Here is a 25,509-nt window from a genome sequence, read left to right on the forward strand (position 1 = left end):
CGCAATCATTTCTATCTCACTTAGATATTAACCTTTATTGTGACAAATGTCTCTCAGAAAAATAGGGTTTAATGTAATTAATTACTATTTAGTAACCTAACACCGCTATTCTAAAGGGAAATGTGCTTAGGGAGGATTGAATTACCAAATCGTTAGGTCTAGTTTATCCAGATAAATTGTCGCTCACCCCAATTATAAGTATTTTGGACAAAATCACGTTTACGGATACTTAGGTATCTATTGCGGGCTGTGCAATGGGGCATCACATCCTTTCATGTACCTCCTTATTAAAGAAGCCGGCCAAAAAGGCCGACTCGGATTACTATTTATCACAGCAATTGTGTATTTTTTATACTGAATAATGATCTAATGAGATCTGAATTCCATTAAGCTGAGCTTGCGGTAACTCTGACTCCCTACTAATACTCAGAACTAAGCTTTCACCATCCATGTTGATATAATTCGCTGCTAATACCTCTCCCACTTCGAAATTCCTTTCTTTATGAGCCATAGCTGCGGCAAAAGCCTCTAAACCAATAATACCACATTCAGCCGCTTTCTTAATGCCCAATGCTTCAACGATCACACCACCCGGCATCCCTGCGACTGATACCTCTATGAATCTAGACCGTTCCTGCAGCTGATAAGAGTGAGATAAATAAATAACAACATACGTCTCACCAACCTGCCCGTACAATGTGTTAGGCTCTTGTTTCCATTCCCCTTGGGGAAGTACACCGATGATCGTATTCTTTTCACCCTGGGGGATTGGGAATAGAGAAATGATGACATTCTTGTGATAGAGAACCTCCATATAACGGCTTTGATGGCGGGGATCTCCCTCATTGTAGCCTTGTCCCGGGTGGAAGAAATACAGCTGATTTGCGCCTCCCTCTCCACTCACAGGTAACGAAAAAGCCCAGCGAAGCTGCTCATTATCGAATTCCTCAACCCGCTCCCACATCCCGCCTGCTGCAAACTCTTCTGTAATATAAGCATAGGAATGAAGCAAAGGCTGCGGCTGTGGATCCGTTGGGACAACCTTCTGAGTAATCTTCCTTACTTCCACTGGTGACTGGTGATTCATGGCTGCGGCTAATATTTCATCGGATGCTTGATAGAATAATAAACCGGCATACTCCGTGCGCGGCATCATCTCAGGCAGCTGGAAATCTCCAAACTGAACATAATCATGAAGCACATTAGCATCGCCGGGAACATCATGCGGCCAGCCTCTAGAATGCGCACCAACCCAAGCGCCACGCAGATAGAATTCAGCTCGTACATTCCATAAATGGTCAAGCATTTCTTTAAGGCTTGTAGTAAGCTCCGTATCCTCAGGCGGGACAAGTTCCAACGCACAGGTGAATGCCTGCACCCAATGCCAAAACCACGGAAGACTGCCGTATTCCGGCATCCCTTTAGTACGAATATAAGCCAGCGTATCCTTCAGACTCTGCCGGCCATCCTCAAGCAATATTTCATCCGCAAACATGGTGCCAAAAATCAGCTTAGCAGCTGTATATTTAGCTTCATGGTGCCCAATAGTAACCACCGGCTTACGGTAGAAATCACTGCGATAAATATGTCCAAACGCTGTATTCAGAACTATGCGAAGTTGAGCGTTTAATGCTCCTCCGTATCTTTTGCAAAAATACGCCAGCAGGTTGCCCATAAGCTCCACTGGTAACTCATGCGGTGACGCATCTCGCGGCACTGGATTTAATCCGAGTGGCCAATGGCCGTATAACTCCGTGCCAGGCTGCCGGTTCTGAAGCATTAAGATCTCCAGCAGCACATCCTGTGCTTTCTGTTTCGCTTGCTCACGATCAAAAGGCAGCTCAAATGAATCATCAACAGCCGCTGCAAAAAGATACGAAGCATAATAAAAGTTATTTCGCACATCATCATGGAACCAGAGTCCACTTTCCAATAAAGAGCGTTGCTCCGCTTCCAGTGCTATATTAAAAATAATTTCTTGCTGACGTTCCTTATAAGTACTCTGGATATTTTTCAACCCCGGCATTACTTTTCAACCTCCATCATTTCAGTTTTATATCATCTTCCGGCATTCATGAAAATCGAGCATAATAGCTCTATTGTGCACACTTTCCGTTCATTTTGCAATTGGAAAAACCAATAAATAAACATAAATAAACGAAAGAGAAAAGATTAGTACTTGTAAAATGAACATAAATGGACTAAAGTGTACCTATACGAACGATAATATGTACACAAAGGAGATTGAACATTCAATGGAAAGACGTTTCGCATCCCATCCTAATGAAGTAAAACAATTTGACACTGAGCGCCTCCGTAAGGAATTCCACATTCCCGTTATTTTTGCACCAGATGAGCTAAAGCTTGTCCTAACCCATGAAGATCGTATGATCGTTGGTGGAGCTAATCCTGTAAAAGAAGAGGTTGCGCTTACTACTGACCTTAAAGAACTTGGGGTTACTTATTTCTTGGAACGCCGTGAACTGGGCATCATCAATGTCGGTGGTAAAGGCTCCGTGGTTGTAGATGGCACAGAATATGAAGTAGATTTCAAAGAATGTCTTTATGTAGGTCAAGGCTCTAAAGATGTAGTCTTCAAAAGTGCAGACGCTTCCAAACCTGCTAAATTCTATTTGAATTCTGCTCCTGCCCATCAGTCCTACCCTACTACCAAAACCACACTGGCCGATTCTGAATCCGGTGCGATGGGTGGTCTGGAGAACTCTAACGAGCGGACAATCCACCGCTTCATTCACACAAATGGTGTGCAAAGTGCCCAACTGGTTATGGGTATGACCCAACTGAAACCAGGCAGCATGTGGAACACAATGCCAGCACATACCCATCCACGCCGGATGGAAGCCTATTTCTATTTTGATCTTCCGGACGATTCCGTTGTATTCCACTTGATGGGAGAACCTGACGAAACCCGCCATATCGTAATGCATAACGAACAAGCGGTTATTTCTCCAAGCTGGTCCATCCACAGTGGTGTCGGCACTCATAACTATACTTTTATCTGGAGTATGGCTGGCGATAATAAAAGATATGATGATATGGACCCCGTATCCATGAAAGAATTACAATAGAGATAAATCAATTACGGAAAGATGAGGCAGGCGGATGAACCCGATACGACGACACGAGATGATTATGGAAGTTATGCTGAACCAAAAAGATGTAACGGTGAATGAACTGAGCGATAAGCTTCAGGTTACTGGAAAAACAATACGCGAGGATTTAAGTAGGCTGGAGGAACAAGGACTGATCGTACGTGTACATGGCGGAGCTGTGCTGGCACAAAGCGACCAGTTTGGTATTTTGCCCTCCAAGGACCCGCTGGATAAATACTCTGACGAGAAGACGGAGATTGCCTTGCGTGCGCTTGCTCATATTGAACCGGACGATATTATCGCTCTTGACGGCGGTAGCACCACGCTTGAAATTGCTCGGCGTCTGGACAATATGCCACTAACGGTAGTCACCAATGATGTATACATCATCAGCGAACTGGTTCCCAAAGATAACATCCGTCTGGTCGTTCCCGGTGGTTATCGTGTCCGTAATATGTTGGCTGGTCCTGAAGCCGTCTCCTATGTACAAAAGCTTAATATTCAAAAAGCATTCCTTTCTTCGACTGCTATTCATATAGAGCATGGACTCTCCATTTATACAGGAGATTTAATTGAGTTCAAGCAAGCCCTTGTATCTACAGCCCGTAAGGTATTCGCGGTTGTAGATCATCATAAATTCGGCCATACTGCACTGCGTACCTTCGCTTCCCTACAAGAAGTTGACGTGATCCTGACGGACAAAGGGCTCTCCCCCGAAACGGCAGAACAGTTCCGCAGTGCAGGCGTTACAATTGAATGCGGGTAAACCCGGAATAACAATCCATCTACAATAAAGGGGCGTAATTTATATGTCATCATTATTCAGCTTGGCAGGTAAAACAGCTATTGTAACAGGCGCAGCTCAAGGTCTTGGACAAGGAATCGCGCTTGCATTTGCAGAAGCCGGTGCAGATGTTGCATCAGTCTCCCTTAATTCGAGTGAAGAAACTGTAAATGCAGCAAAAGCTTTTGGAGTAAAAGCAGTTAGTATCGAATCTGACTTAAGTGATCATAGCAAGCTGCAAAGCACTTTTGACCAAGCGCTAGAGCTGACCGGACATGTTGACATTCTCGTAAACTGCGCCGGAATGATCCGCCGTGCACCGGCAAAAGATCATAGTGAAAAAGACTGGTTTGATGTAATCAATTTGAACCTGAACACAGTGTTCCTTCTGTCGCAAATTGCAGGCCGCCACTTCCTGGAAAGAGGATCCGGCAAAATCATTAACATCGCCTCCATGCTCTCCTATCAAGGCGGAATCAATGTCCCTGGTTACACTGCGAGTAAACACGGGGTTGCTGGTCTTACTAAAGCTTTTGCCAATGAATGGGCAGGCTCCGGTCTGAACATCAATGCAATTGCACCAGGTTATATGGCTACTGAAAATACCGCTCCAATCCGTGCCGACCAAAGTCGTTCGGACTCTATCTTAGACCGTATCCCTGCAGCACGTTGGGGAACGCCTGATGATGTTAAAGGTCCTGCCGTATTCTTGGCTTCCGCAGCATCTGACTACCTGAACGGTCACGTTCTTAATGTGGATGGCGGATGGATGGCTAGATAATCCATACAAAAATGGGTGTCCCATAGGGGCACCCATTTTTTTTGACTCAGCTGACCCATCTACATACGCAGTAGCTTAAAGGATTCAACTAACCGATCTGCACACGCAGCAGCTAAAGGACTCAGCTGACCGATCTGCACATGCAGCACCTAAAGGACTCAGCTGACCGATCTCCATACGCAGCAGCTAAAGGACTCAGCTGACCGATCTGCACATGCAGCAGCTAAAGACTCAACTGAGCGATCTGCACATGCAGCAGCTAAAGGACACAGCTGACCTTATACACCGTTTTATCCGCTATTTGGATAGCTACCGGACCTCATAGCCGCTATTGGTGCAAAAAAAGCTAATTAGAAGCTCCTTCCTGAGCAATAGCGACGCTGGAGTCCGAAAACCTGCTTAATAGGCGTTAAATTCGCAAATAGGGGCATCTGGGGCCGAAAATCTCAGTACCAGTGGTGGTTGATCCTTCTGCGTCATTTAAATAAGCTTGCAATGGAATTCACATCAAAATCACTAGTCATTCTAAAGTTTCCCGAACTGTATTTGTCCTTCTTATCAAGATCCGTCACATACAGGAAGTTAGTATCCGTAAGATTCATGCCAAACCTCAAGCTGTTATTCACAATAATACTTATCCAGTAGGTCTCCGTAGATTTGTCCAAAGCACTACTTCTTCTCAATTTTACATCTGAAAAAGCATAAATGATCTTTTCAATTTCCTTCGGATCTTCAATCACTACCTTTTCATCCACTAAAGATTTCTCAATCTCGATAGAGGTGATTTCTGTTTCGTCGATTTGATCCAACACTAAGTTCTCAAATGAATTATAACTATGGTAGAGATTAATGATTACTGGGATTTCGATCAATAAAAAAATAAGTACGAGAAATACATAACGTTTCTTCATATTCATAATTATGAACTCCCTAGTTCTACAAACTCCTCTGGATGAGTGCGAATATATTCGCCAATTATTCTATGCGTATTTGGTGTCAGGTTCTTATATCGTTCGAATAACCCAGTAATTACTTCTAACAGCTGAGGGTCTCGATCCAAATCCGTGATGGCAGCATCCGCCCACTCTTTACCCAGTCGATGATTTCTTTCCTCGAGAAATGTCTTTGTTTCCTGAAGCAAAAGAATCATGGGTGATTCGTCAAAAAATCGTATGCCTCCTATCACCCCTGTCCAATACCCTGGCAGGTCTTGCATGTAGGAAATCCAAGCATAATACTCCCCTTCGGAATTACAGCTGTGACCATATAGCACTCTGAACATACATAATGCTTGTTGCCCCTCTGTGAGCTTCGAGATCACTTCTGATTTGGTCGATGGCGATTTTCCGCGAATCAGCTGAAAGGTAGGCTCCATACAGGCCCATCCTAACCTTTCATCACTTAAAGTGTCCAAGTCTTCCTGCTTCATGGCTACTAAATTCATTTAACTCCTCCTTTGATTAACATCCAAAAATATACATATCTTTCTTAACGATGTCAATAAAAATCGCTTGGGCACATGAAGCAATTCGATCGTTTTTATGATAGGCTTTAGGCAGTAGATTTTTTCACAAAGGAGCTTTTCTATGCATAATGAGATACTTACTATATTTGATGAAGGCGGTCACCGAATCGGTACAGCTCCACGGGAAGAAGTACACCGGTTAGGACATTGGCACGAGACCTTCCACTGCTGGTTTATAAACAAAACCCAAGAAATCCCCTATATTTATTTACAGCTTCGTAGTGAGCAGAAACAAGATTATGCAGGATTGCTGGACATCACGGCCGCTGGACATTTGCTGACACACGAAACGGTAGAGGACGGGATTCGCGAGGTTCAAGAAGAACTCGGTTTGGAGCTAGCTTTTGATGAGCTGATTCCCTTAGGTACAATTCCTTACTGTATGATCAAAGAAAATCTAATCGATAAAGAACGAGCGCATGTTTTTGTTTATAACAATCCTTATCCACTGGACGATTTTAAGCTGCAAGAAGAAGAGGTCGCAGGAATTGTTATCACAAAGTTTGCGGACTTCCGAAGCTTTTGGCAGGGAGAAATACATAGTCTACAAATCAATGGTTTCAAAGTCGATTCAAACGGGCAGAAAATCAACATTCAACAGAGTGTGGATCGGACTCATTTTGTGCCTCATGAAGCAGCTTATTTCACTCGGATCATTGAGGGCATCGAAGCAATAATTCTAACATCAACCATCGTCACGGAGGACATATGATCATTAATCCTCAAACATCTACAGTGAATGGAATCCAATACAGCATTAGATCTGCTGCCTCAAAAGACGCTAAGGTGTTGTCTGAATTAAGAGTACGTATCGATGGAGAGACTGAGAATTTAGATCGGGAACCAGGCGAAGCCTTTATTGACGAAGAAGGATTTGAACAGCTTATTCAAGCCGATTCAGAGAAAAATAATAACCTCTTTCTAGTCGCAGTAGTGGATGATCAAATCGTTGCGTTCTCCAGATGCGAAGGTTATCCCTTAAAAAGATTCGCTCATAAAGTAGAATTCGGAGTATGTGTGCTGCAGGAGTATTGGGGATATGGTATTGGAAAAAATCTTCTCGGCGAATCGATTGCCTGGGCTGACACTAACGGTATTCAAAAGATCACCCTAAATGTGCTGGAAACGAACACCAATGCTATTAAGCTATATCAAAAGCTTGGCTTTGAAATCGAAGGGATTTTAAAGAAAGATAAACTTCTATCGGACGGCAAATTGTATAACACCATTATGATGGGAAGAGTTAAGAACTGATTCTATTCAAAAAAAAGGCAGAACCTGAAACTCAGGTCCTGCCTCTTTATTATACTAATGCTTTACGCTTCAACATCGCAAGTCCATTCACCGCTAGATTCAATAGGGCCGGAGCTGAAAGACCTGTTTCCAAGTCTGTGTATTCCGCTCCATCCAGCTCTACCGTTTGCGGACTGCCGCTGAAATTTTGCACAAAAACATAATCACTTTCGCCATCTGTGCGAAGTTGTGCAGTCACACCTGCTGGAAGCTCACTATCCATCGCACGGGTAATTCCTGCCTTAGATGTGATCGCTGCGTATAGCTCAACATAGAATGAAGTCTCTTTCACCCGGGTAGCAAGATGGTACGCATTTCCTTCACCGAAACGATTGACTGTAAGCGCTGGACGGCCTGTGTAGAAATCGTTGCGATAATGCCCCAAAGCCTCTGCACCTTCCAAATGAATCAGCTCGGCAATCTCATGCGCATCGTAGTCACCGCTTAGCTTAAGTTTATTACCTGCCTCCATTACTATCCCGTTCAGATCACGGCTGTGCAGCCCTTCTGTCTCCTCTGCCCAAATCCCCAGTGTTCTGCGCAGTGGACCAGGGAATCCTCCCAGATGACATAAATCCGTTTCGTTAACTACTCCTGACCAATAGGTTGCGAGGAATGTGCCGCCTTGCTCCACATATTTCTCAATTCGCTTTCCATTCTCTTCACTAATCAGATATAACATAGGTGCAACAACCAGCTTGTAGGCAGACAAATCATCTCCAGAGCCTATAATATCAACTGAAATGCCCAGCTCCCAAAGTGCACGATAATGCTGCAGCACCGTCTCCTCATAACGTAATCCGGAATTACGGATGCCTTGCGCATCCTTTATCGCCCAGCGGTTGTCCCAATCGAAAATAATCGCCGTCTGCGCCGGAGTGGACGTACCCACTACTTCCGTCATTCCCGCCAGCGTCTTTCCTACTTCCGCTACATCTTGGAATACTCGAGTCTCGGAGTGGCCACTGTGGTCTACAACTGCACCGTGGAACTTCTCACTTGATCCGCGGCTTTTGCGCCATTGGAAATACTGCACAGAATCCGAACCATGCGCTACCGCTTGCAAGGAAGACAGCTTGTGCATTCCGGGACGTTTTAGCTTACTGACCGATTGCCAGTTCGTAAGGGATGGCGTGCTTTCCATCAGCAAGAACGGTTTCTTTTTAAAAGAGCGCATTAAGTCGTAGTGCATCGCCGTCCATGCTGCCAATCTAGTATCGTCACCGTCTTCGGTATAATGCCAGTCTGGATAAGCGTCCCATGAGACCACATCCAAGATTTTGGCCAGCTCGCGGTAATCAATACCATCGATCATATGCATATTCGTCGTAATAGGCAGCTCTAGATTGTACGGACGAACCGTATTGATCTCGTGCTGGCAGAAGTCAATCGTCCGTTCACTAACAAAACGCCGCCAGTCAAGATTCAAGCCGTGTACTTGTGTCTCACCATGTGGAGCTGGGGATTCAATCTGTGACCATGAAGTATAGGTATGGCTCCAAAAAGTAGCCCACCAAGCATGATTCACCTCATCCAAACTGTTATTATATTTCACCTTCAGCCATTCTCTAAAAGCATCCTGGCAGAGCTCACAGTGACACTCCCCACCGAACTCATTCGAAATATGCCACCCGATAATGGCTGGATGCTGGCTGTACCGTTCCGCTAGCTTTGCATTCAGAATTGCAGTTTTCTCACGGTACACTGGTGAGGTAAAGCAATGGTTATGACGGAAGCCATGCAAATTGTGAACACGGTTACGCTCCACTCTTAAGACTTCTGGATATTTTTGCGACATCCATGCTGGGCGGGCACCACTTGGCGTTGCCAAGATAGCGTAAATCCCATTCTCTGCAAAAGAATCAAGTACACCATCCAACCATTCGAAAGTGAACACACCCTCTTCTGGTTCAAGAGATACCCACGAGAAAATGCCTACGGACATGACATTGCAGCCCGCCAGCTTCATTAATCGGATATCCTCACGCAATACTTCCGGATATTTAAGCCATTGTTCAGGATTATAATCAGCACCGTGCAGCATAACTCCAGCTTTACTGCTTATCGGGGAATGTTTTTTATTCATTGTGTACGATCATCCTCTCAATTCTGCCCATTTATGGAATGGGACTATTCTCTGATGACAGGCTAGAAGCGTAAGCTATCTAATTCAGGAATCATCATTTATACTATTCATAATATAAGAAAAGTCATTTCAATCAGTAGGAATATAGTCTCGAAGTGATAGCACAAAATGAAGATGAGGTGATAAACCTGCTGCCTTTTTCTCTGATTGAATTACCACGCGACTCTGGAACGTTACCCCTATCCCCCTACTCTGTAGGTCGTCATATCCAATTCCATCATGTGCGCCCAGCAGGATTTCCTGTGTATCAAATCTTTTTGATCCGGACCGGAACCGGTTTATTTCGTGATCTGGAAAATGGCACAGAAATCATACTGGAACCGGGGATGGCTTTTGCCTTCCCACCAGATCGAGGTCATGAATATTATCCTACCTCTCATGAACCGTGGCATGTTGGCTTTATCGGTTTTCAAGGCAGTCAAGCTCAAGGATTGCTGGAAGCGCTTGAACTGCTCCCTTCTGCTCCTTATCGACCGGAGCGTTTTGAACAATGCTGGGAAGAAATCGGCCAAATTTGGCATACGGTGAATTCTCCTGCCTCCAATCGGCAAGACGAGATGTGGATGCAGGAGTTGTCTATCACGCTCTATAGACTGCTCTTAATGCTGCGCCCTGCCAAGAGTTCACAAAGCTCCGCTAATCGTCTAGCCTTCGAGTCTGTCCGAAATGAAGCCCTAACTACAGCCGTCGGGCTGATCAACGAGCATTACACAGAACCGCTTCTGATCTCCAATCTTGCAGCAGCAGTCGGCTACTCCGTGCAGCATTTCCAGCGTTTATTCGTGCAGGAATACGGGGTCACTCCGCATAAGTATTTGCAGAATCTGCGGCTGGAGCGGGCGCTGCAATTAATGACGGAGGATGTGGAGATCCCCGTTCAAGATATTGCGCTTCAGCTGGGCATGGAGACTAATTATTTTATACGTGTTTTCCGAAAAAACTACGGCTGTACACCAGGCGTAATGAAAATACGTTTGCTACAAGGCGAGCAAATGAAGTAACGCTTCCAAGCCTAATGAAGATATTGTAAAATTAAGCAGATGATAGCTTGTAAATTGGGGACACCACAGATGGCCTAACAGCTTGGAGTGGCACACCTCACGGCTTCGATGTATATATCAGCTCAGATCTTCAGGAATGGTCCGGACCCATTGCTGCCTTTCGTCCAGATCCTAATTTTTGGGCTGATCATCATTTCTGGGCACCAGAGGTTCACCGCTACAACGGAAAATATTATATGTTCGCTTCTTTTAAAAGACATGGGGTTCCACGGGGGACACAAATATTAAGCGCGGAAACACCTGAGGGTCCTTATCTCCCTATCAGCAATCATCCGATTACCCCTGCTTCTTGGGAGTGCCTTGACGGAACGTTATATGTAGATAAAGAAGACAAACCTTGGATGATCTTTTGCCGTGAATGGATTGAAGTGACGGATGGAGAAATGTATGCCGTTCGGCTGAAGGAGGATTTAAGCGCTAGTATTGGTGAACCCGTGCTGCTTTTCCAGGCTTCACAAGCTCCTTGGACGGTAGGTGGCAAAGAAGGGCAGTACGTAACTGACGGTCCTTTTATGCATCAGACTAGCAGTGGTGAGCTGCTTATGTTGTGGTCTAGCAGTGGAGCCGGTGGTTATGCCATGGGTTTAGCCCGATCCATCAGCGGTGACATTAGTGGACCTTGGCAACATGATCCTGAGCCTCTTTATGCCAAAGATGGCGGACATGGGATGTTGTTTCGTGATTTGACGGGCAGACTTATGCTGGCTATTCATGCCCCAAATCTCAACCCACAAGAACGGCCGCTGCTTATTGAGATCCAGGAAAGCTCCAGAACGATTCGATAAAATCATTGTAATGTAGAACGGAGTAGAACCCTTGGAACAAAAGATTAAGTCCTTATTTAATGACCAGATTGTAAGTGCCGCCTGTACAAAATATGGTATCCCCATAGATGAGCTAACGTTCATTGGCGGATTTCAAAATTTTGTTTATGAATACCAACTTAGTAACCATCAATATATTCTAAGATTTACTCATAGCTCGCTACGTAGTAAGGATTTGTTGGCGGCTGAACTTGAATGGATTCTATACATAGCAGATCATGGCGTTTCAGTATCAAGACCCGTATGTTCTCTTCAGGGTAATTTAGTTGAGCAAATAGAGATCGGTGATTCGTGCTTTAGGGTATCTTCCTTTGAAAAAGCACAAGGGAAACGAATAGGTTACCCAGACTGCCTGAAAGATGTAGAGCTCTATGAGCAGTGTGGCATGATCACTGGACAAATGCACAGATTAGCAAAATCTTATAAACCACACACCAAAAGACATGCGTGGCATCAGAACTACTACCTGCAGAATGTAACCAGGTTTATTCCTTCATCCCAAAGTGGCGTTTTAGAAAGCTGTAAGGCGCTTATGGATCGGCTAAAGCATCTCGACGCTGATATAAATACCTATGGTCTCATCCATGGGGATATCAATGTAGGCAACTTTTTGGTCCACAATGGTAAGCTGACCTTGTTTGATTTTGATGAAGCTCAGTACAGCTGGTTTGTAGAAGATATCGCCATTCAACTGTATTATCTAGTCTACGTTTACGGGGATGATAGTATGGAGGACAGGCAGCTTCAATGTCAGCGTTTTATGGAGCATTTTCTTAAAGGCTACGTTAAAGAGAACAGTATTTCAGAAAATGAGCTGAAGCTAATTCCTCTTTTTCTTCGATTAAGAGAGATTATTGTTTATACAGGGATGTACCGGAGTTTTGATATGTCTAACCTAGATGATTGGACCAAAGATTATTTAACGCAGAGTAAGGCGAGAATTGAGAATAGTATTTCCATCATTGAGTCTTATTTCTGAACAAACATCCAAAGCGTTTCATATGATGTGTCTCTCTTACAAAACCCACAGCTATCACTGTGGGTTTTGTGTTCTCTAAACAAGTCCATTTTGCTTTTAAGAGGTTGATATGCCGTGACTCTATCCTAACTTGGACATATCGTATAAATGAGACTTTTCCCAAAAATGCATATGAGGGGTTGGTTAAATGAGTGCTGTACCTCACTACAAGGCGAACCAACAAGGTATTTCTATTATTACCTGTACCAATCGCCATAATTATTTAAACAACCTATTTCAAAATTACAGCAGACAAAGATATGCAAATAAAGAACTTATCATTATTATCAATAATAATAAAATTCCACTATCCCCCTACCTAACCTTAGCTAAAAAACACAAAAATATTAAGATATTTCGTAAACCTGAACATCAATCTCTCGGTTCATGCTTAAACTATGCCGTAACAAAATGCAAATATCATACCATCGCCAAATTTGATGACGACGATTATTATGCCCCTCATTATTTGACGGAAGGTAATCTGACCTTACAAAGAACTAAAGCTGATATCCTTGGAAAACGGGCTCACTATATGTATTTACTAGGTTCAAAGACTTTGATTCTTCGTTTTGCAAATGATGAACACCGGACGGTTACCCATCTCCCTGGCGCTACGCTCGTCTTCAAACGAAAAGTATTCGATCATGTGAAATTTCCTAATAAAAACGTAGGTGAGGATGATCTCTTTTGCAGCAGAAGCAGAAAGAAAGGTTATAAGGTTTATTCTGCGAGTAAAAATAACTTCGTTGCCATACGTAGAAAAAACTCTTCAAAACATACATGGATTATCAGTGATAGTACGTTAATAGCTAACCATAAGATCATCCGGAATATTAAAAACTACAGGAATTTTGTTGGACGCAGTCCAAAGATTCCGTTATGAAGTTAACTGCTGAATCTACTTCATCTGCTGTGTCTATTCTAACTTGTACGAAACGAATTGATTGTATTAAAACCATGTTTGATAACTATCAACGACAGAATTTCAAATCTAAAGAACTTATCGTGATCATAAATAATGATAGCTTGAGAATAGAAGATTATATACAAGCTGCAAAAAAACATAAAAACGTACGGATCTATAAACTACCAGAATATCGTTCACTCGGGTTTTGTCTGAATTTTGGTGTGCACTTAGCGAATTATAGTTGTATCGCTAAATTTGATGACGACGATTATTACTCTGCCAACTATTTAACGGATAGTATGAAAATCCTCCATAAAACTAAAGCTGATATCGTTGGAAAACGAGCTCACTATATGTATTTAAATGATAAGAAGCTACTCTTGCTTCGTTATCTTCATATGGAAAATAAATATGTAACCAATGTTCAGGGTGCCACCCTACTCGTAAAACGAAATGTCTTCCAGCAGATTTCTTTTCCAGATTGGAATAAAGGTGAATGTGTTAAGTTTTGTGCGGATTGCGCTGCACAGGGCTTTAAGATTTATGCAGGAAATAAGTATAACTTCGCTGCGGTTCGTAGAAAAAACTCCAAAGATCACACATGGATCGTTAGTGACAAGAAACTTCTAGCTCAAAATGTTAAAGTTCTAAAGGTAAAAAACTTCAAAAAATACGTAACTCGAGGCTGATTTAATCAAACTCATTCTAGCAGTTGCGACTTAGTAACCCAATAAAAAGACTGGACAGCAATTAGCTAAGCGGCTATTCGCATCCAGTCTTTCATATTTTTAAAAAGTGTAATCGAAAAATTTCTCTGCATTCCTTAAACTAGCCCATATATCAGAGCTTTCTCCGCCTATATACCAATAAGCTACTCCAGCTAGTTTTTTAGTAACCGCTAAGTTGTATTTAGTTATTAATGAACGCCCATCCTCAATCCAAATCGTATGTTTTATAGCTTGTTTCGAGTAGCTCGCGACATATTGTCCCAGAGTAGAATTCCACACAGGTTTCGATGCATAGCTGCTGATGATCTGATTTTGCTCCGGAAGCGTAATATATTCAGAGGATAAAACCGTTCCCTTCTGGTTCAGTGTCCAATCCCGATTATATAAGGGCAATGCCAATATAACTTTTTGACTAGGTACAACTTTTAGGATTGTATTCACAGCCTTTTGATCATAAGAAAGCGAAGCATTGGACCCCGGAACTTGACTCCCGTCATAATGCTCATCATACCCCATCATCACCATGTAATTCACTTGCTTGCCTAGGGCAGCATAGTCAAAAGCTTCTGTCCAATCCGTTCCAAGATCAGGGGATACATCCATCGACAGAATAACATTGAGCGAATGCATTTTCTCGGCCAATAAAGTAATAAACGAAGTCAAATACACACGATCTTCGGCCGCTACATTTTCAAAATCTATATTTAGTCCATCTAATCCATATTTACTCACTAAAGCAGCTAATTGTTTGACTGCCGTATTCCTTGCGGTTGTACTCAACAGCATTTGATGCGTCGCTTCTTGATCCGATCGATTGCCAACCATCGCCCAGACTTGCCTTTTATTCTTTTTTGCCCAAGTTACCAGCGAGACATCTGTCGAATCCGTTACTGTCCCTGTTTTTCCAACATAATACCAACGTGGTGAGAGTGTGTTGACGTTCGATTGCAAAACATGATTCTCAAATTGTGACGTCGTGAGACCATACTGCCAGCCTATAACAATACGTTTGTCCGGATCACTTTCCAGCTCTGCCGCCCAGCTTGTATGTTGCAGCACCCGATCCATCAGCACTGCCGTCTCTTGCCTGGTTATCGGGTCCGTGGGTCGAAAATTTCCGCTATTATCGCCCTTCATTAATCCGCGATCATTAACCTTGGCTACAGCAGCACTTGCCCAGCTAGCAATTTGTTGCCGATCTTTAAAATTGGTTTGTGCGGTAGTTGCAGTGTTTGTTTGCTTTAGCGCTTTGGCTATCCACACAGCCGCTTCCTGCCGAGTAACTGCTTTTGCGGGTGCAAAAGTAGTTGCCGAAGTGCCGTTCGCCAGTTCAAGCTGAATTGCTGCCTGTATCCAGCCGTAATACCAAGCGCTTTTGGCTACGTCGGTATAAGGAGATACCGGACTCAACGCTGGATCAAGCTTCAACAGACGATCAAGAACTGTAATAAATTCAGCTCTAGTAATCGATTGAGTAGGTGAAAATTTAGTATTCGAGGTGCCAGTTAATATATTCCGGTTATATAAATCTATGATTTCTTTTTTTGCATAACTAGTGTTTATATCCTCAAAAGGAACCCCGTTATCGGCCGATATATGCTGAATAAATACTCCGGCGTATAGCACGACAGCGAGGGTCATTATAGTAAATCTAGCAAATATATTCTTCACGGGTTAAGAGATTCCCCCTTGGTTATCAATCTTTGAATTATACCAAGGATACAATCCATAAACATCGCTAAAATATTGGTAGAGTACGATAGGATCAGCTCTTCGGATTATGCAAAAAGAGACTAAGAACCACACCACACAGCACCAAGCCCAATGAAACTAGGAACGTGTCGTGGAATCCTGCAACCATAGCCTCTAAAGGTAGCTTCTGATTTCCTTGACTCATTTGAGTAGCTATATTCGAAGTCAATAAGCCCGACATTATAGCGACAGCAAAGGAACCCACAATTTGTTGTGCAGAGGCAGTAAGTGGGGTCACACGGCTGATCAAATCCTTCGGAGCGGCCTTAAGCACATGTGTACCGAGCTGCATAGTAGTTAATACTTGGCCAAGTCCCATAATGGCAAAATAACTGATCATAACGTATACACTTGTATCATTTTGTAAACGTGACAAAAGAAAGAGTCCGGTGGACAGCAGCACAAGTCCAGAGAACACAACGGGCCGAGCTCCATACTTATCAAATAATTTTCCTCCAATAATCATGCCAGCAAAGGATATTAAAGCTTGAGGAATAACTAAAAGTCCCGATTCAAAGGAAGAAAAACCTCTGACCTGCTGCAAAAAAATTGGAATTAACAGAATCGAACCAAATAAGGCGAACTGATTAATCCAGGTCAAAATCATACCTTTACTAAATTCTAGAGATCGAAAAGAGCGAAGTTCCAATAACGGTTCTTTTTGGCGCAATTCCACGAAAATAAACAAGGCTAAAGCAATGAAGCTGAACGCAAGAGATATAATCGTTATACGATCCCCCCAGCCGTCCACTCCCCCTCTATGCACCCCAAATACCAAGCTGGAGAAAGCGAGTGGTGATAAAATCACACCCCAAATATCCAATTTAGCTTTATTCCCCTTCTCTATTACCGGAAGAAATTTCACTCCAACAATCATTGCAATAATACCAATGGGGACATTAATCAGAAAAATCCAGTGCCAGCTTGCATATTCCAACAGCCATCCTGACAGTACAGGACCAAGAACAGGCGCAATTAACATCGGTAGTCCAAGCAATCCCATGATTGAACCTCTTTTATCGGGAGGTGCGATTTTGAATGACATAGCCATACCAATTGGAGCAATCATCCCTCCGCCTAATCCCTGCAAAATACGAAAGATTATCAGCTCTGTTGTGGATTGTGCCATTGAGCATAATAAAGAACCTATGGTAAACAATACGATCGAAGCTAAAAAAACACGTTTGGCAGTAAACTTATCCGAGAACCAACCGGCCAATGGGATAATTACGGATAAAGCCAGCGTATAACCCGTGATGGCCCACTGTATTGTTTTTAGGCTAGCATCAAAGGTTTTTTCAAGCTGCGGGATCGCTACATTCATAATTGTACTGTCGAGCATAACCAGCAACATTCCTGTTATAAGTGCCAGTATTACGGGAAGTATTGCTTTTATAGAAAATTCTTTGGTGACTGGTTGGGATTGTTCCACTTGTAGATTACTCATGGGTCTATACACATCCTTTTTAATTTTTACTAATAAAATAGCTAACCGCTGCCTCCTTTTTAAAAAATCGCACCGTTAAACTAACGGTGTAAGATTAATATAACACCCGTTTATTTGCTTGTAAATAAAAATATCTAACAGTGTAAGATAAACCGGTAATCTAACGATGGTAGACCAGCCATCCATCTTCGCTTATGATAAAAGAAGACAGTAACAGGAGGTCGTTTCGATGAGAATCAAAAATCTGCAAATCACTGAACAAGATATAATAAAAGCTTCTTGGGAGCTGCTGGATGATATCGGCATAGAGGCATTTAGTATGCGTAAATTAGCAGAACTATTAAATATACAAGCCGCCTCTCTCTATTGGCATTTTAAGAGTAAACAGAGTATTTTCCAGACACTGGCTAATGAGATCGCCAAAGAAGCCCTCGAAACTGCGAATCTCGAAGGTGATTGGCAAGAACAGCTTTTTCATTTTGCAGATCGAATCCGCGGGGTTTTACATAAGTATCCTTGCTCGGCTCAGCTGATGATGAGAACCTTGCCTTCTGAACCTAATTATCTATCTTTACTGAATACTTTGCTTCAGATCGTGGATCATCTTCCTTTAAGCGATAGTGACAAATTCTCCTTAATTGCTTGCGTGTTAAACTATGTAATCTCTTTCGAATTGGACAAATATGAGCAGGATCGAATTGACTTAGCCATGAAAAATGAACCTAATGGAGATGCTAGAGAGGTATTTAAACAATCGCTTGAGCACTTATCAGGGGATGGACCTAATGTTATAAAACGAATGTACGAAAACAATATCTTTAATGAAATTGGCTCCGATAAGATGTTCTATACAGGTCTAAAAATAATGGTGAGTGGAATTGAACAGTTAGCTAATGAGCGACAGTAGAGCTTAGGGGATTTTTCACGACAATAAATCTTGGCACAAATAAAGGGCATCCCAGCAGCCGATTTCGGCTTTTGGAATGCCCTTTTTTAAAGAGCCCGAAATAAAAGTTCTCCTTTGGACTGAATGTATCTATACATCACTCCACATGCCACAAATATCACCACACCAATACCTAACATAACGAGATTACCATTTAGATCGGATAAAAGAAAACTCAAACCAAATGGAATCAGCAAGCTGATAAATCCTATAATCATCGCTACAAGGACCGAAGCACTTTGTTTAATTACTGAGACTTCGTTAGTCCACTCCAGTTTAGGAAGCTTCAAGTTAACGATCACACCTACCATTGCAGTAAGACAAGCGTATAGGACGGGGATTATTAGCAATAACAAGCTCTCCATCCAGCCTGTGCCCAGAGAAATCATTAGAAGCACACTACTAACAATCACAATCGGTACTGTAATGGTGAGATTCACTACGATTTTACTTAATAATATGGTTTTTGTCGGAACGGGGGCGCTTTTTAAAATCCAAATATGGTTACCTTCAAGCGAAATCGAACTCGATGTCGTACAGCTTAATGCAACAAAGAGGGAAACAAATAGTGGCGCCAATCTGCTTAGATAGTTAGAGAGTTCTGGTATTTCCATAATTTGTCCTAATTGCTCTGAGCTAACAAACAGTAAGGTAATCGCCATGACAAGTAACATAACCATACCGATACTCGTATTTAGCACATATATAGAAGAACTGAAATAGCGGCGCAGCTCTTTTTTATACAATGTGTAAAGCGGTGAAGAGACTTCAAGTGACCTCATTTGATACTTATTCTTTGAGTAAGAAGTCGTAAGGCCTGTGTGTATTGCTTTATATTTGCTGCCAAGAATAAGGGTAAACAACATAAAAGAAAGTAACGAAATCCCTATAAATAATAGTAAAGGAGCTACCTGATACGAGCAGACAGCATCTACATACATAACCGTCAAAGGATATAAGTTGAAGATTTGATCGGCAATTTGTGTGCTCATATCCGCAAGTAACTGCGGGTCATTCCCATTCATTTGGCCTGAACCCAAAATAATAACAATGATTACGGCAAAAGTCAGAATGAGACTTATTAAACGACTTCCTTTAAAACGTGAGGAAATCCAACTAATCAATGCCCCTATAATTGTTGCAGCAATGATCGGCACTAATGGGATAAATAGCAGCGTTATCATGAAAAATAAATAATATACTACTGCCGGATTTACCTTTATAGCATAAACTACACCTGCTGGCACCATCACCATCAATGAGAACAGTATATTCAGCACATAGAGCTGAACTACACGGCTTGCTACGATATGGCTCGTTTTGATAGGCAACGACATTACGAGATCGTAATCTTTGGAGCCAAATAATACCCCACTCGCCTTATAGATCGTTGTAAAAAATCCAATCAAGCAAGTAACAGCCATCATAATCGCAAGCAGCAGCTCTGGCCGGCCTATCTGTTCAAGGGTCTCTGCTATCATGAAGCTATATCCAAATGAAACTACTGCCATCATGACAATCCCTATTAAGATACCGATGCTCAGCAAAAGCATTTTTCGTCTTTCTTTCATATCCCTTGTATGCAAAGCTTTATTTAACCCAAACGATGAGATCAGCTGAATTTTCGTCAATCGCCAGATATTAATCATGTTTAATCAACTCCAAAAACACATCTTCAAGGCTGCTGTCACCCTTCACCTCTTCTGTTTTCCCATGAGTGATCAATTCACCCGCTTTGATAATGGCAATCTTATTGCAGAGCTTCTCGGCCACATCCAGTACATGCGTCGAAAAAAAGATCGCACTGCCCTGGCTGCAAATCTCCGCCATGATTCTCTTGAGCGTGTGTGCCGCTTTTGGATCAAGTCCCACAAAGGGTTCATCCAGAACGAGTAGCTTCGGTTTATGAATAAGCGCGGAGATAATCGCGAGTTTCTGTTTCATACCATGAGAATATGCGGAGATTAAATCCCCCAGATTAGAGGTAATCTCAAATTCATCGCTATACTTCTTTATCAATAACTCCCGATCCGCTTTCGATACACTAAAAAGATCACCAATAAAATTCAAGTACTGAATGCCCGTCAGATGATCGTATAGATCCGGATTATCTGGAATATACGCAGTAATCGCTTTGCAGGCTAAGGGATCTTTTTTAATGGAGTACCCACCAATCTCGATATCTCCCTCCTCAAAATCTAAAACTCCGACCACTGCTCGGATAGTTGTTGTTTTCCCCGCACCGTTATGACCGATAAAGCCATAGATGTCACCTTTTTCGACCACCAAATTCAGATCATTTACCGCCTTCTTGCCACCCTTGTAGCTCTTGGTAAAATGTTTGATTGTCAACATCTTGCCACTCCCCTTCCAATCTCATAACACTCTCGACAAGCCATATTTACTATAGTTTCGTCGTCTTCAATATACGTTTCTTATAATACGTTTAGCCCGTCCAGATAGTTCATTCGTTCACAAATATTTTTATCGGAAATTCCCACCCTATAGCGCGCGAGGTGAATAGTAACCGGGTCCGTAAGGGTAAGCAATTTACTTTTGAACGCTAAACAATCGACTTCGTTGGTGCCACGGTGTATAGGACCGAGGCGCCCTTATTTCACAAAATCATGCCTTTTTCCACTCCGTTCGGACTCAGATGTAGCTATTGTGCCATATCCACTGCATTTTGCTGCAAAATCAGCCGAATAAGTGCTATGCAGTCCGTTACTTTGAAATAAGGCGCCAAAAACACTATTTAGCTGCAATACGATCCGCAAGGGTAAACAAACTACTTTGCTGACGATGTGATAGCTACTTTGGAACGCTAAGCAAACGAATTTCTAAGCATTCTACACTGGAACAGAAGCAATCTACCTTTGGCGATGGCTGCCATTCCTACGTATCGGACCGAGGCGCCCTTATTTCACAAAATCATGCCTTTTTCCACTCCGTTCGGACTCAGATGCAGCTATTGTGCCATTTCTGCTCCTTTTTGCTGCAAAATCAGCCGAATAAGTGCTATGCAGTCCGTTACTTTGAAATAAGGCGCCAAAAACACTATTTAGCTGCAATACGGTCCGCAAGGGTAAACAAACTACTTTGCTGACGATGTGATAGCTACTTTGGAACGCTAAGCAAATTACTTTGGGGACGGTGAGATAACTAACTTTGGAACGCTATCCAAACTACTTTGGGGACGCTGAGTTAGCTCCTTTGGAACGTTAAGCAAATTACTTTGGGGACGCTAAGCTAACTACTTTGGAACGCTAAGCAATCGAATTTCTAAGCATTCTACTCCGGAACAGAAGCAATTTACCTTTGGCGATGGCTGCCATTCCTACGTATTGGACCGAGGCGCCCTAATTTCGCAAAATCCCACCCTTTTCCACTCCGTTCGGACTCAGATGCAGCTATTGTGCCATATCCGCTCCTTTTTGCTGCAAAATCAGCCGAATAAGTGCTATGCAGTCCGTTACTTTGGGGAACGGCGCCAAAAACACTATTTAGCTGCAATACGGTCCGCAACAGTAAGGTAAGGTAAGGTAAGGTAAGGTAAGGTAAGGTAAGGTAAGGTAAGGTAAGGTAAGGTAAGCCAAGCCAAGCCAAGCTTAGCCAAGCTTAGCCAAACTAACTATCCACCCGACAAAAAGAGCATTCACCCCCAAATTCGGGATTGAATGCTCTTTTTTCTAAATGCAAAGTCTACGCTGATGCGAACTGACTGTTATATAATCTGGCGTAATATCCACCGCTGGCTAGGAGTTGGTCATGCGTACCACTCTCCACAATGTCTCCGTCCTTCATGAAAAGAATGAGATCCGATTCTCGAATCGTTGACAAACGGTGGGCAATTACAAAGCTGGTCCGGCCTGCGATCATTTTTAGAAAAGCCTTCTGAATCCGTACCTCAGTCAGCGTATCAATACTGCTGGTGGCTTCATCCAAAATGAGCATAGGTGGATCTACGAGCATCACTCGTGCTATGGTTAGCAGCTGCTTTTGTCCTTGCGACAAATTATCTCCTGAGCCACTGATCTTCGTATCATATCCCTCAGGCAGGCGTTTAATGAAGCTATGAGCATTAGCAGCCTTAGCAGCAGCGATGACCTCTTCTTCGGTAGCCTCAGGTTTGCCGTAGGCAATATTTTCTCTAATTGTGCCGCCAAACAGCCAAGTGTCCTGCAACACCATCCCGAAATTACGCCGCAGACTGTCCCGGGTAATCGTCTTGATATCCACGCCGTCAATCTTGATGGAACCCCTATCCACATCATAAAAACGCATAAGCAGATTAACCAGTGTCGTCTTCCCCGCTCCCGTCTGCCCTACAATTGCAACCCGGGTACCTGGTTTCACTTCCAGACTGAAATCATTAATCAGAGGACGTTCAGGATTATAAGCAAAGGATACTTTTTCAAAGGTAATTGTTCCTTGACTTGTATTCATAATTTTGGCGTCTGTTGCATCAGCTGGTTCTGGCGATAGGTCTAGAATGGCGAAAATCCGCTGCGCTGATGCTGTTGCCGATTGAAGCTGCGTAATCACACCTGTAATTTCATTAAACGGCTTAGCGAACAAGTTGGAGAAGATCAAAAAGCTGGACAAATCCCCTACCGTCACAAGCCCGCGAATCACCATAACACTTCCGATCATCGCGATAACAGAGAAGGTAATATTATTTACTAACCGTGTTGTCGGATTGGACAAGGAACCGTAAAATTGTGATTTCACGCCAGTCTGGTACAAAGTCTCGTTTCGTTCTTCAAACTGGGTCAGTGCACGGTCTTCATAATGATAAGCAGTGACCACTTTTTGTCCGCCGATCATTTCCTCCACGTATCCGTTGAGACCGCCCAGAATTTTAGCCTGCTCCTTAAACATCTTCTGGGAGCGCATCGTAATGAATCTTGCCACAAAAAATGTAACGGGTGCTGACAGAAGAACAACTAAGGTCATTAAAGGACTAATGTACAACATGAGTGCAATTGCCCCCACGATGGTGATGATCCCCGTGAGCAGTGTTGAGAAGCCTTGCAGCAGTCCATCAGAGACCGCATCCATGTCATTAACAAACCGGCTGATGCTGTCCCCTTGCGGGTGGTTATCATGAAATTTTAACGGCAAAACATTTAATTTATCAAAAAGCTCCCGCCGTAAGTCATATACAGTCCGGTAGGCAATTCGATTAGTCAGGTAGGTAAGAAGCCATCCGAAAAAGCTGCCGACAATATACACCCCTGCCAGAATCAAAAGCAGTCTAAGTACGGCGTCAAAATCAACCTCTCCCGGCCCGATCATAAAATCGATGGCGCTGCCGATAAGCAACGGGCCAATTAGACTGGCAATCACACTGAGTATTGCGCAGATTACTGCACCTATAGCTATTTTTTTATAATGCCCTGTGTATACAATAAGTCTTTTCCAAATGTTGTTTTTGTTCATTGGCCCGACTCCTCACTTGATAGCTGGGACAGGCAGATTTCTTTATACTCTTCACAACCCCGCATCAGCTCCTCATGGGTTCCGACACCGGCGATCCGCCCTTCCTCAAATACCATTATTTTATCCGCTTGTCTTACAGTGCTTACCCTCTGCGAGACAAGGAGCACGGTCATTTCCTGGCTGCTCTCTTTGAGAGCCTTACGAAGTGCCGCATCTGTGGAGAAATCCAGCGCACTGGAGGAGTCATCCAAAATAAGAATCGATGGCTTACCTACTACTGCACGAGCTATGGTTAAGCGCTGCTTTTGTCCACCGGATAAATTTAATCCACCACGAGATACTTGCGTATTCAAGCCTTCGGGTAATTTACGTATAAACTCCTCCGCTTGAGCGATAGAGGCTGCCTGCATGATTTCTTCCTCAGTTGCATCTTCCTTACCCCAACGTATATTCTCAGCGATTGTTCCTGTAAACAACACAGCTTTTTGCGGTACAATCCCTATTTTCTCACGAAGCTGGTGCAGCTTGTAATCTCTGACATCCACACCATCCACTTTCACTTCACCTTGCACCACATCATAAAAACGAGGGATCAAATTCACAAAAGTAGACTTACCTGAACCCGTACTGCCAATCAGGCCCACAGTCTCTCCGCGATTAATTACTAAAGATATATCCTCTAATGCCGATTCACCTGTCGTATTATACCCAAAGGATACGTGATCGAATTGTATAGCAGGGGCAGCAGGGGCAGGTTCTGCAATCAATGCATTTCCTTCCTCGGACACGGATACCTTAACACCAAGCACTTCATTCACACGATTCGCTGAGGATGAGGCTTTTGTAAAAATAATAACCAAGTTGGAGACCACTATCAGCGCCAGCAAGATCTGAGTGATGTAATTGATGAAGGCAATGATCTCCCCTTGAGACAATCGGCCCCCATCGATATGAATTCCGCCTACCCACAAAATAGCTATGATCGCCGCATTTACTACAAGTGTAGTCATCGGCCCAAGCAAAGCAGAAATCCGCGAAACCCGGATCGCCGTAGTAGTCAAATCATCAGATGAGGCATCAAAACGTTCTTTTTCTGTACGTCTTTTGGCAAAAGCACGAATCACTCGAATCCCCGATAAATTCTCACTCAGTACGAGCGCAAGGGCATCCAGCTTCTGCTGGTATTTTCGGTACAAAGGAGCACTGCGGGTGATAATAAAATATAAAATAATGCCAAAAACCGGTGTTGCCGCTATTAGAATCAGCGATAATCTAAAATCCAAAATCATGGACATTAGGATAGCCCCGATGCAGATAAACGGTGCACGAATAACTAGACGAATCAGCATGGCCACAGCAATTTGCAGCTGGTTTACGTCATTGGTAATCCGATTAATCAGTGTAGGCGTACCTAAGGTATCCAGTTCAGCATACGACAAGGATGTAATATGTCTAAACATCTTATTGCGTAGTGTCGTACCGAATCCCTGTGAAGCCCGGGCTGCATAATATTGGCATACCATGGAGCAGCCGAAGCCAAGCAGTGACATCAGCACCATTAGGCCACCCATGCGGTAAACATAGGCGCTGTCATGATTGCCAACCCCGTTGTTGATGATCAATGCGACAATGGTAGGCAAAATCAGCTCCAGAATCGCTTCCATCAGTTTGAAGATCGGTCCAATGATCGCTTCTTTTTTGTACGGCTTTAAATATACTGCAATTTTGAACAAATTTAT

General features: G+C 43.1%; 21 protein-coding genes. 11 read left to right on the top strand and 10 right to left on the bottom strand.

Annotation, left to right across the window (positions count from 1 at the left end; genetic code table 11):
* Window positions 1-349 precede the first annotated feature (349 nt).
* On the bottom strand, window positions 350-2,026 hold the full coding sequence (locus MKX34_RS18990; RefSeq protein WP_076296266.1) for a hypothetical protein: 1,677 nt from the start codon (window positions 2,024-2,026) through the stop codon (window positions 350-352).
* A 229-nt stretch (window positions 2,027-2,255) separates the two neighbouring features.
* Between MKX34_RS18990 and kduI the strand changes: the two genes are divergently transcribed.
* Genes kduI through kduD form a run of 3 tightly spaced genes read left to right on the top strand, consistent with a single transcriptional unit; the run spans window position 2,256 to window position 4,678 of the window.
* On the top strand, window positions 2,256-3,089 hold the full coding sequence (kduI, locus tag MKX34_RS18995) for a 5-dehydro-4-deoxy-D-glucuronate isomerase (RefSeq protein WP_036688322.1): 834 nt from the start codon (window positions 2,256-2,258) through the stop codon (window positions 3,087-3,089).
* Between the two features lie 34 nt (window positions 3,090-3,123).
* On the top strand, window positions 3,124-3,879 hold the full coding sequence (locus tag MKX34_RS19000) for a DeoR/GlpR family DNA-binding transcription regulator (RefSeq protein WP_038571843.1): 756 nt from the start codon (window positions 3,124-3,126) through the stop codon (window positions 3,877-3,879).
* A 43-nt stretch (window positions 3,880-3,922) separates the two neighbouring features.
* Entirely contained in the window at window positions 3,923-4,678 is a 756-nt protein-coding gene (gene kduD, locus MKX34_RS19005) for a 2-dehydro-3-deoxy-D-gluconate 5-dehydrogenase KduD (RefSeq protein WP_036688326.1), read from the top strand.
* Between the two features lie 476 nt (window positions 4,679-5,154).
* Here the strand turns inward: kduD and MKX34_RS19010 are convergent, their stop codons facing one another.
* Both MKX34_RS19010 and MKX34_RS19015 read right to left on the bottom strand, forming a co-directional pair.
* On the bottom strand, window positions 5,155-5,595 hold the full coding sequence (locus MKX34_RS19010) for a hypothetical protein (protein ID WP_036688330.1): 441 nt from the start codon (window positions 5,593-5,595) through the stop codon (window positions 5,155-5,157).
* 2 nt (window positions 5,596-5,597) lie between these two features.
* Window positions 5,598-6,122, bottom strand: a complete 525-nt coding sequence (locus MKX34_RS19015) for a hypothetical protein (protein ID WP_076106301.1) — start codon at window positions 6,120-6,122, stop codon at window positions 5,598-5,600.
* A gap of 142 nt (window positions 6,123-6,264) precedes the next feature.
* Between MKX34_RS19015 and MKX34_RS19020 the strand changes: the two genes are divergently transcribed.
* Complete coding sequence (locus tag MKX34_RS19020; protein ID WP_038571849.1) at window positions 6,265-6,915, top strand: NUDIX domain-containing protein; 651 nt, start codon at window positions 6,265-6,267, stop codon at window positions 6,913-6,915.
* On the top strand, window positions 6,912-7,457 hold the full coding sequence (locus MKX34_RS19025; RefSeq protein WP_076098930.1) for a GNAT family N-acetyltransferase: 546 nt from the start codon (window positions 6,912-6,914) through the stop codon (window positions 7,455-7,457). Before MKX34_RS19020 ends, MKX34_RS19025 begins: the two co-directional genes overlap by 4 nt.
* Window positions 7,458-7,506: 49 nt before the next feature.
* Here the strand turns inward: MKX34_RS19025 and MKX34_RS19030 are convergent, their stop codons facing one another.
* Entirely contained in the window at window positions 7,507-9,582 is a 2,076-nt protein-coding gene (locus MKX34_RS19030) for a beta-galactosidase (RefSeq protein WP_076106303.1), read from the bottom strand.
* 155 nt (window positions 9,583-9,737) lie between these two features.
* Between MKX34_RS19030 and MKX34_RS19035 the strand changes: the two genes are divergently transcribed.
* The 5 genes from MKX34_RS19035 (at window position 9,738) to MKX34_RS19055 (ending at window position 14,144) form a co-directional block, all read left to right on the top strand.
* Window positions 9,738-10,643, top strand: a complete 906-nt coding sequence (locus MKX34_RS19035; protein WP_235219562.1) for an AraC family transcriptional regulator — start codon at window positions 9,738-9,740, stop codon at window positions 10,641-10,643.
* Between the two features lie 53 nt (window positions 10,644-10,696).
* The gene (locus tag MKX34_RS19040; RefSeq protein ID WP_081383847.1) at window positions 10,697-11,488 is read left to right on the top strand and encodes a glycoside hydrolase family 43 protein; all 792 of its coding nucleotides are present in this window, start codon (window positions 10,697-10,699) and stop codon (window positions 11,486-11,488) included.
* A 31-nt stretch (window positions 11,489-11,519) separates the two neighbouring features.
* A complete protein-coding gene (locus MKX34_RS19045) occupies window positions 11,520-12,506 on the top strand; it encodes a phosphotransferase (protein ID WP_076106307.1) in 987 nt (328 codons plus the stop codon).
* A 187-nt stretch (window positions 12,507-12,693) separates the two neighbouring features.
* Entirely contained in the window at window positions 12,694-13,431 is a 738-nt protein-coding gene (locus MKX34_RS19050; protein ID WP_076106309.1) for a glycosyltransferase, read from the top strand.
* A complete protein-coding gene (locus tag MKX34_RS19055; RefSeq protein ID WP_076106311.1) occupies window positions 13,428-14,144 on the top strand; it encodes a glycosyltransferase family A protein in 717 nt (238 codons plus the stop codon). The genes MKX34_RS19050 and MKX34_RS19055 overlap by 4 nt, the downstream gene beginning before the upstream one ends.
* Before the next feature lie 99 nt (window positions 14,145-14,243).
* Here the strand turns inward: MKX34_RS19055 and MKX34_RS19060 are convergent, their stop codons facing one another.
* Window positions 14,244-15,854: an S-layer homology domain-containing protein gene (locus MKX34_RS19060; RefSeq protein ID WP_036688356.1), complete on the bottom strand. Its 1,611-nt coding sequence runs from the start codon at window positions 15,852-15,854 to the stop codon at window positions 14,244-14,246.
* 94 nt (window positions 15,855-15,948) lie between these two features.
* Window positions 15,949-17,382: an MDR family MFS transporter gene (locus tag MKX34_RS19065; RefSeq protein ID WP_076296267.1), complete on the bottom strand. Its 1,434-nt coding sequence runs from the start codon at window positions 17,380-17,382 to the stop codon at window positions 15,949-15,951.
* A 229-nt stretch (window positions 17,383-17,611) separates the two neighbouring features.
* Here MKX34_RS19065 and MKX34_RS19070 point away from each other — a divergent pair, with 229 nt between their 5' ends.
* Window positions 17,612-18,289: a TetR/AcrR family transcriptional regulator gene (locus MKX34_RS19070; protein WP_038571872.1), complete on the top strand. Its 678-nt coding sequence runs from the start codon at window positions 17,612-17,614 to the stop codon at window positions 18,287-18,289.
* 86 nt (window positions 18,290-18,375) lie between these two features.
* On the opposite strand, the gene MKX34_RS19075 is transcribed toward MKX34_RS19070, so the two are convergent.
* From MKX34_RS19075 to MKX34_RS19090, 4 genes are all read right to left on the bottom strand, one after another.
* Window positions 18,376-19,977, bottom strand: a complete 1,602-nt coding sequence (locus MKX34_RS19075; RefSeq protein ID WP_076225154.1) for a hypothetical protein — start codon at window positions 19,975-19,977, stop codon at window positions 18,376-18,378.
* Window positions 19,970-20,683 (bottom strand): ABC transporter ATP-binding protein, encoded by a 714-nt coding sequence (locus MKX34_RS19080; RefSeq protein ID WP_036688363.1) that lies wholly within the window; start codon window positions 20,681-20,683, stop codon window positions 19,970-19,972. Before MKX34_RS19080 ends, MKX34_RS19075 begins: the two co-directional genes overlap by 8 nt.
* A gap of 1,347 nt (window positions 20,684-22,030) precedes the next feature.
* Window positions 22,031-23,770, bottom strand: coding sequence for an ABC transporter ATP-binding protein (locus tag MKX34_RS19085; RefSeq protein ID WP_038571881.1), 1,740 nt, complete (start codon window positions 23,768-23,770; stop codon window positions 22,031-22,033).
* Complete coding sequence (locus MKX34_RS19090) at window positions 23,767-25,503, bottom strand: ABC transporter ATP-binding protein (RefSeq protein ID WP_076106321.1); 1,737 nt, start codon at window positions 25,501-25,503, stop codon at window positions 23,767-23,769. Before MKX34_RS19090 ends, MKX34_RS19085 begins: the two co-directional genes overlap by 4 nt.
* Between the last annotated feature and the right edge of the window lie 6 nt (window positions 25,504-25,509).

Origin of the sequence: Paenibacillus sp. FSL R5-0636 (assembly GCF_037974255.1) — a bacterium.
Lineage (GTDB): Bacteria > Bacillota > Bacilli > Paenibacillales > Paenibacillaceae > Paenibacillus_AQ > Paenibacillus_AQ odorifer.

Excerpts from the sequence above, each read along its gene's own strand:
- MKX34_RS18990 (WP_076296266.1), bottom strand. The coding sequence starts at position 2,026 with ATGCCGGGGTTGAAAAATATCCAGAGTACTTATAAGGAACGTCAGCAA.
- kduI (WP_036688322.1), top strand. The coding sequence starts at position 2,256 with ATGGAAAGACGTTTCGCATCCCATCCTAATGAAGTAAAACAATTTGAC.
- MKX34_RS19000 (WP_038571843.1), top strand. The coding sequence starts at position 3,124 with ATGAACCCGATACGACGACACGAGATGATTATGGAAGTTATGCTGAAC.
- kduD (WP_036688326.1), top strand. The coding sequence starts at position 3,923 with ATGTCATCATTATTCAGCTTGGCAGGTAAAACAGCTATTGTAACAGGC.
- MKX34_RS19010 (WP_036688330.1), bottom strand. The coding sequence starts at position 5,595 with ATGAATATGAAGAAACGTTATGTATTTCTCGTACTTATTTTTTTATTG.
- MKX34_RS19015 (WP_076106301.1), bottom strand. The coding sequence starts at position 6,122 with ATGAATTTAGTAGCCATGAAGCAGGAAGACTTGGACACTTTAAGTGAT.
- MKX34_RS19020 (WP_038571849.1), top strand. The coding sequence starts at position 6,265 with ATGCATAATGAGATACTTACTATATTTGATGAAGGCGGTCACCGAATC.
- MKX34_RS19025 (WP_076098930.1), top strand. The coding sequence starts at position 6,912 with ATGATCATTAATCCTCAAACATCTACAGTGAATGGAATCCAATACAGC.
- MKX34_RS19030 (WP_076106303.1), bottom strand. The coding sequence starts at position 9,582 with ATGAATAAAAAACATTCCCCGATAAGCAGTAAAGCTGGAGTTATGCTG.
- MKX34_RS19050 (WP_076106309.1), top strand. The coding sequence starts at position 12,694 with ATGAGTGCTGTACCTCACTACAAGGCGAACCAACAAGGTATTTCTATT.
- MKX34_RS19055 (WP_076106311.1), top strand. The coding sequence starts at position 13,428 with ATGAAGTTAACTGCTGAATCTACTTCATCTGCTGTGTCTATTCTAACT.
- MKX34_RS19065 (WP_076296267.1), bottom strand. The coding sequence starts at position 17,382 with ATGAGTAATCTACAAGTGGAACAATCCCAACCAGTCACCAAAGAATTT.
- MKX34_RS19070 (WP_038571872.1), top strand. The coding sequence starts at position 17,612 with ATGAGAATCAAAAATCTGCAAATCACTGAACAAGATATAATAAAAGCT.
- MKX34_RS19075 (WP_076225154.1), bottom strand. The coding sequence starts at position 19,977 with ATGATTAATATCTGGCGATTGACGAAAATTCAGCTGATCTCATCGTTT.
- MKX34_RS19080 (WP_036688363.1), bottom strand. The coding sequence starts at position 20,683 with ATGTTGACAATCAAACATTTTACCAAGAGCTACAAGGGTGGCAAGAAG.
- MKX34_RS19085 (WP_038571881.1), bottom strand. The coding sequence starts at position 23,770 with ATGAACAAAAACAACATTTGGAAAAGACTTATTGTATACACAGGGCAT.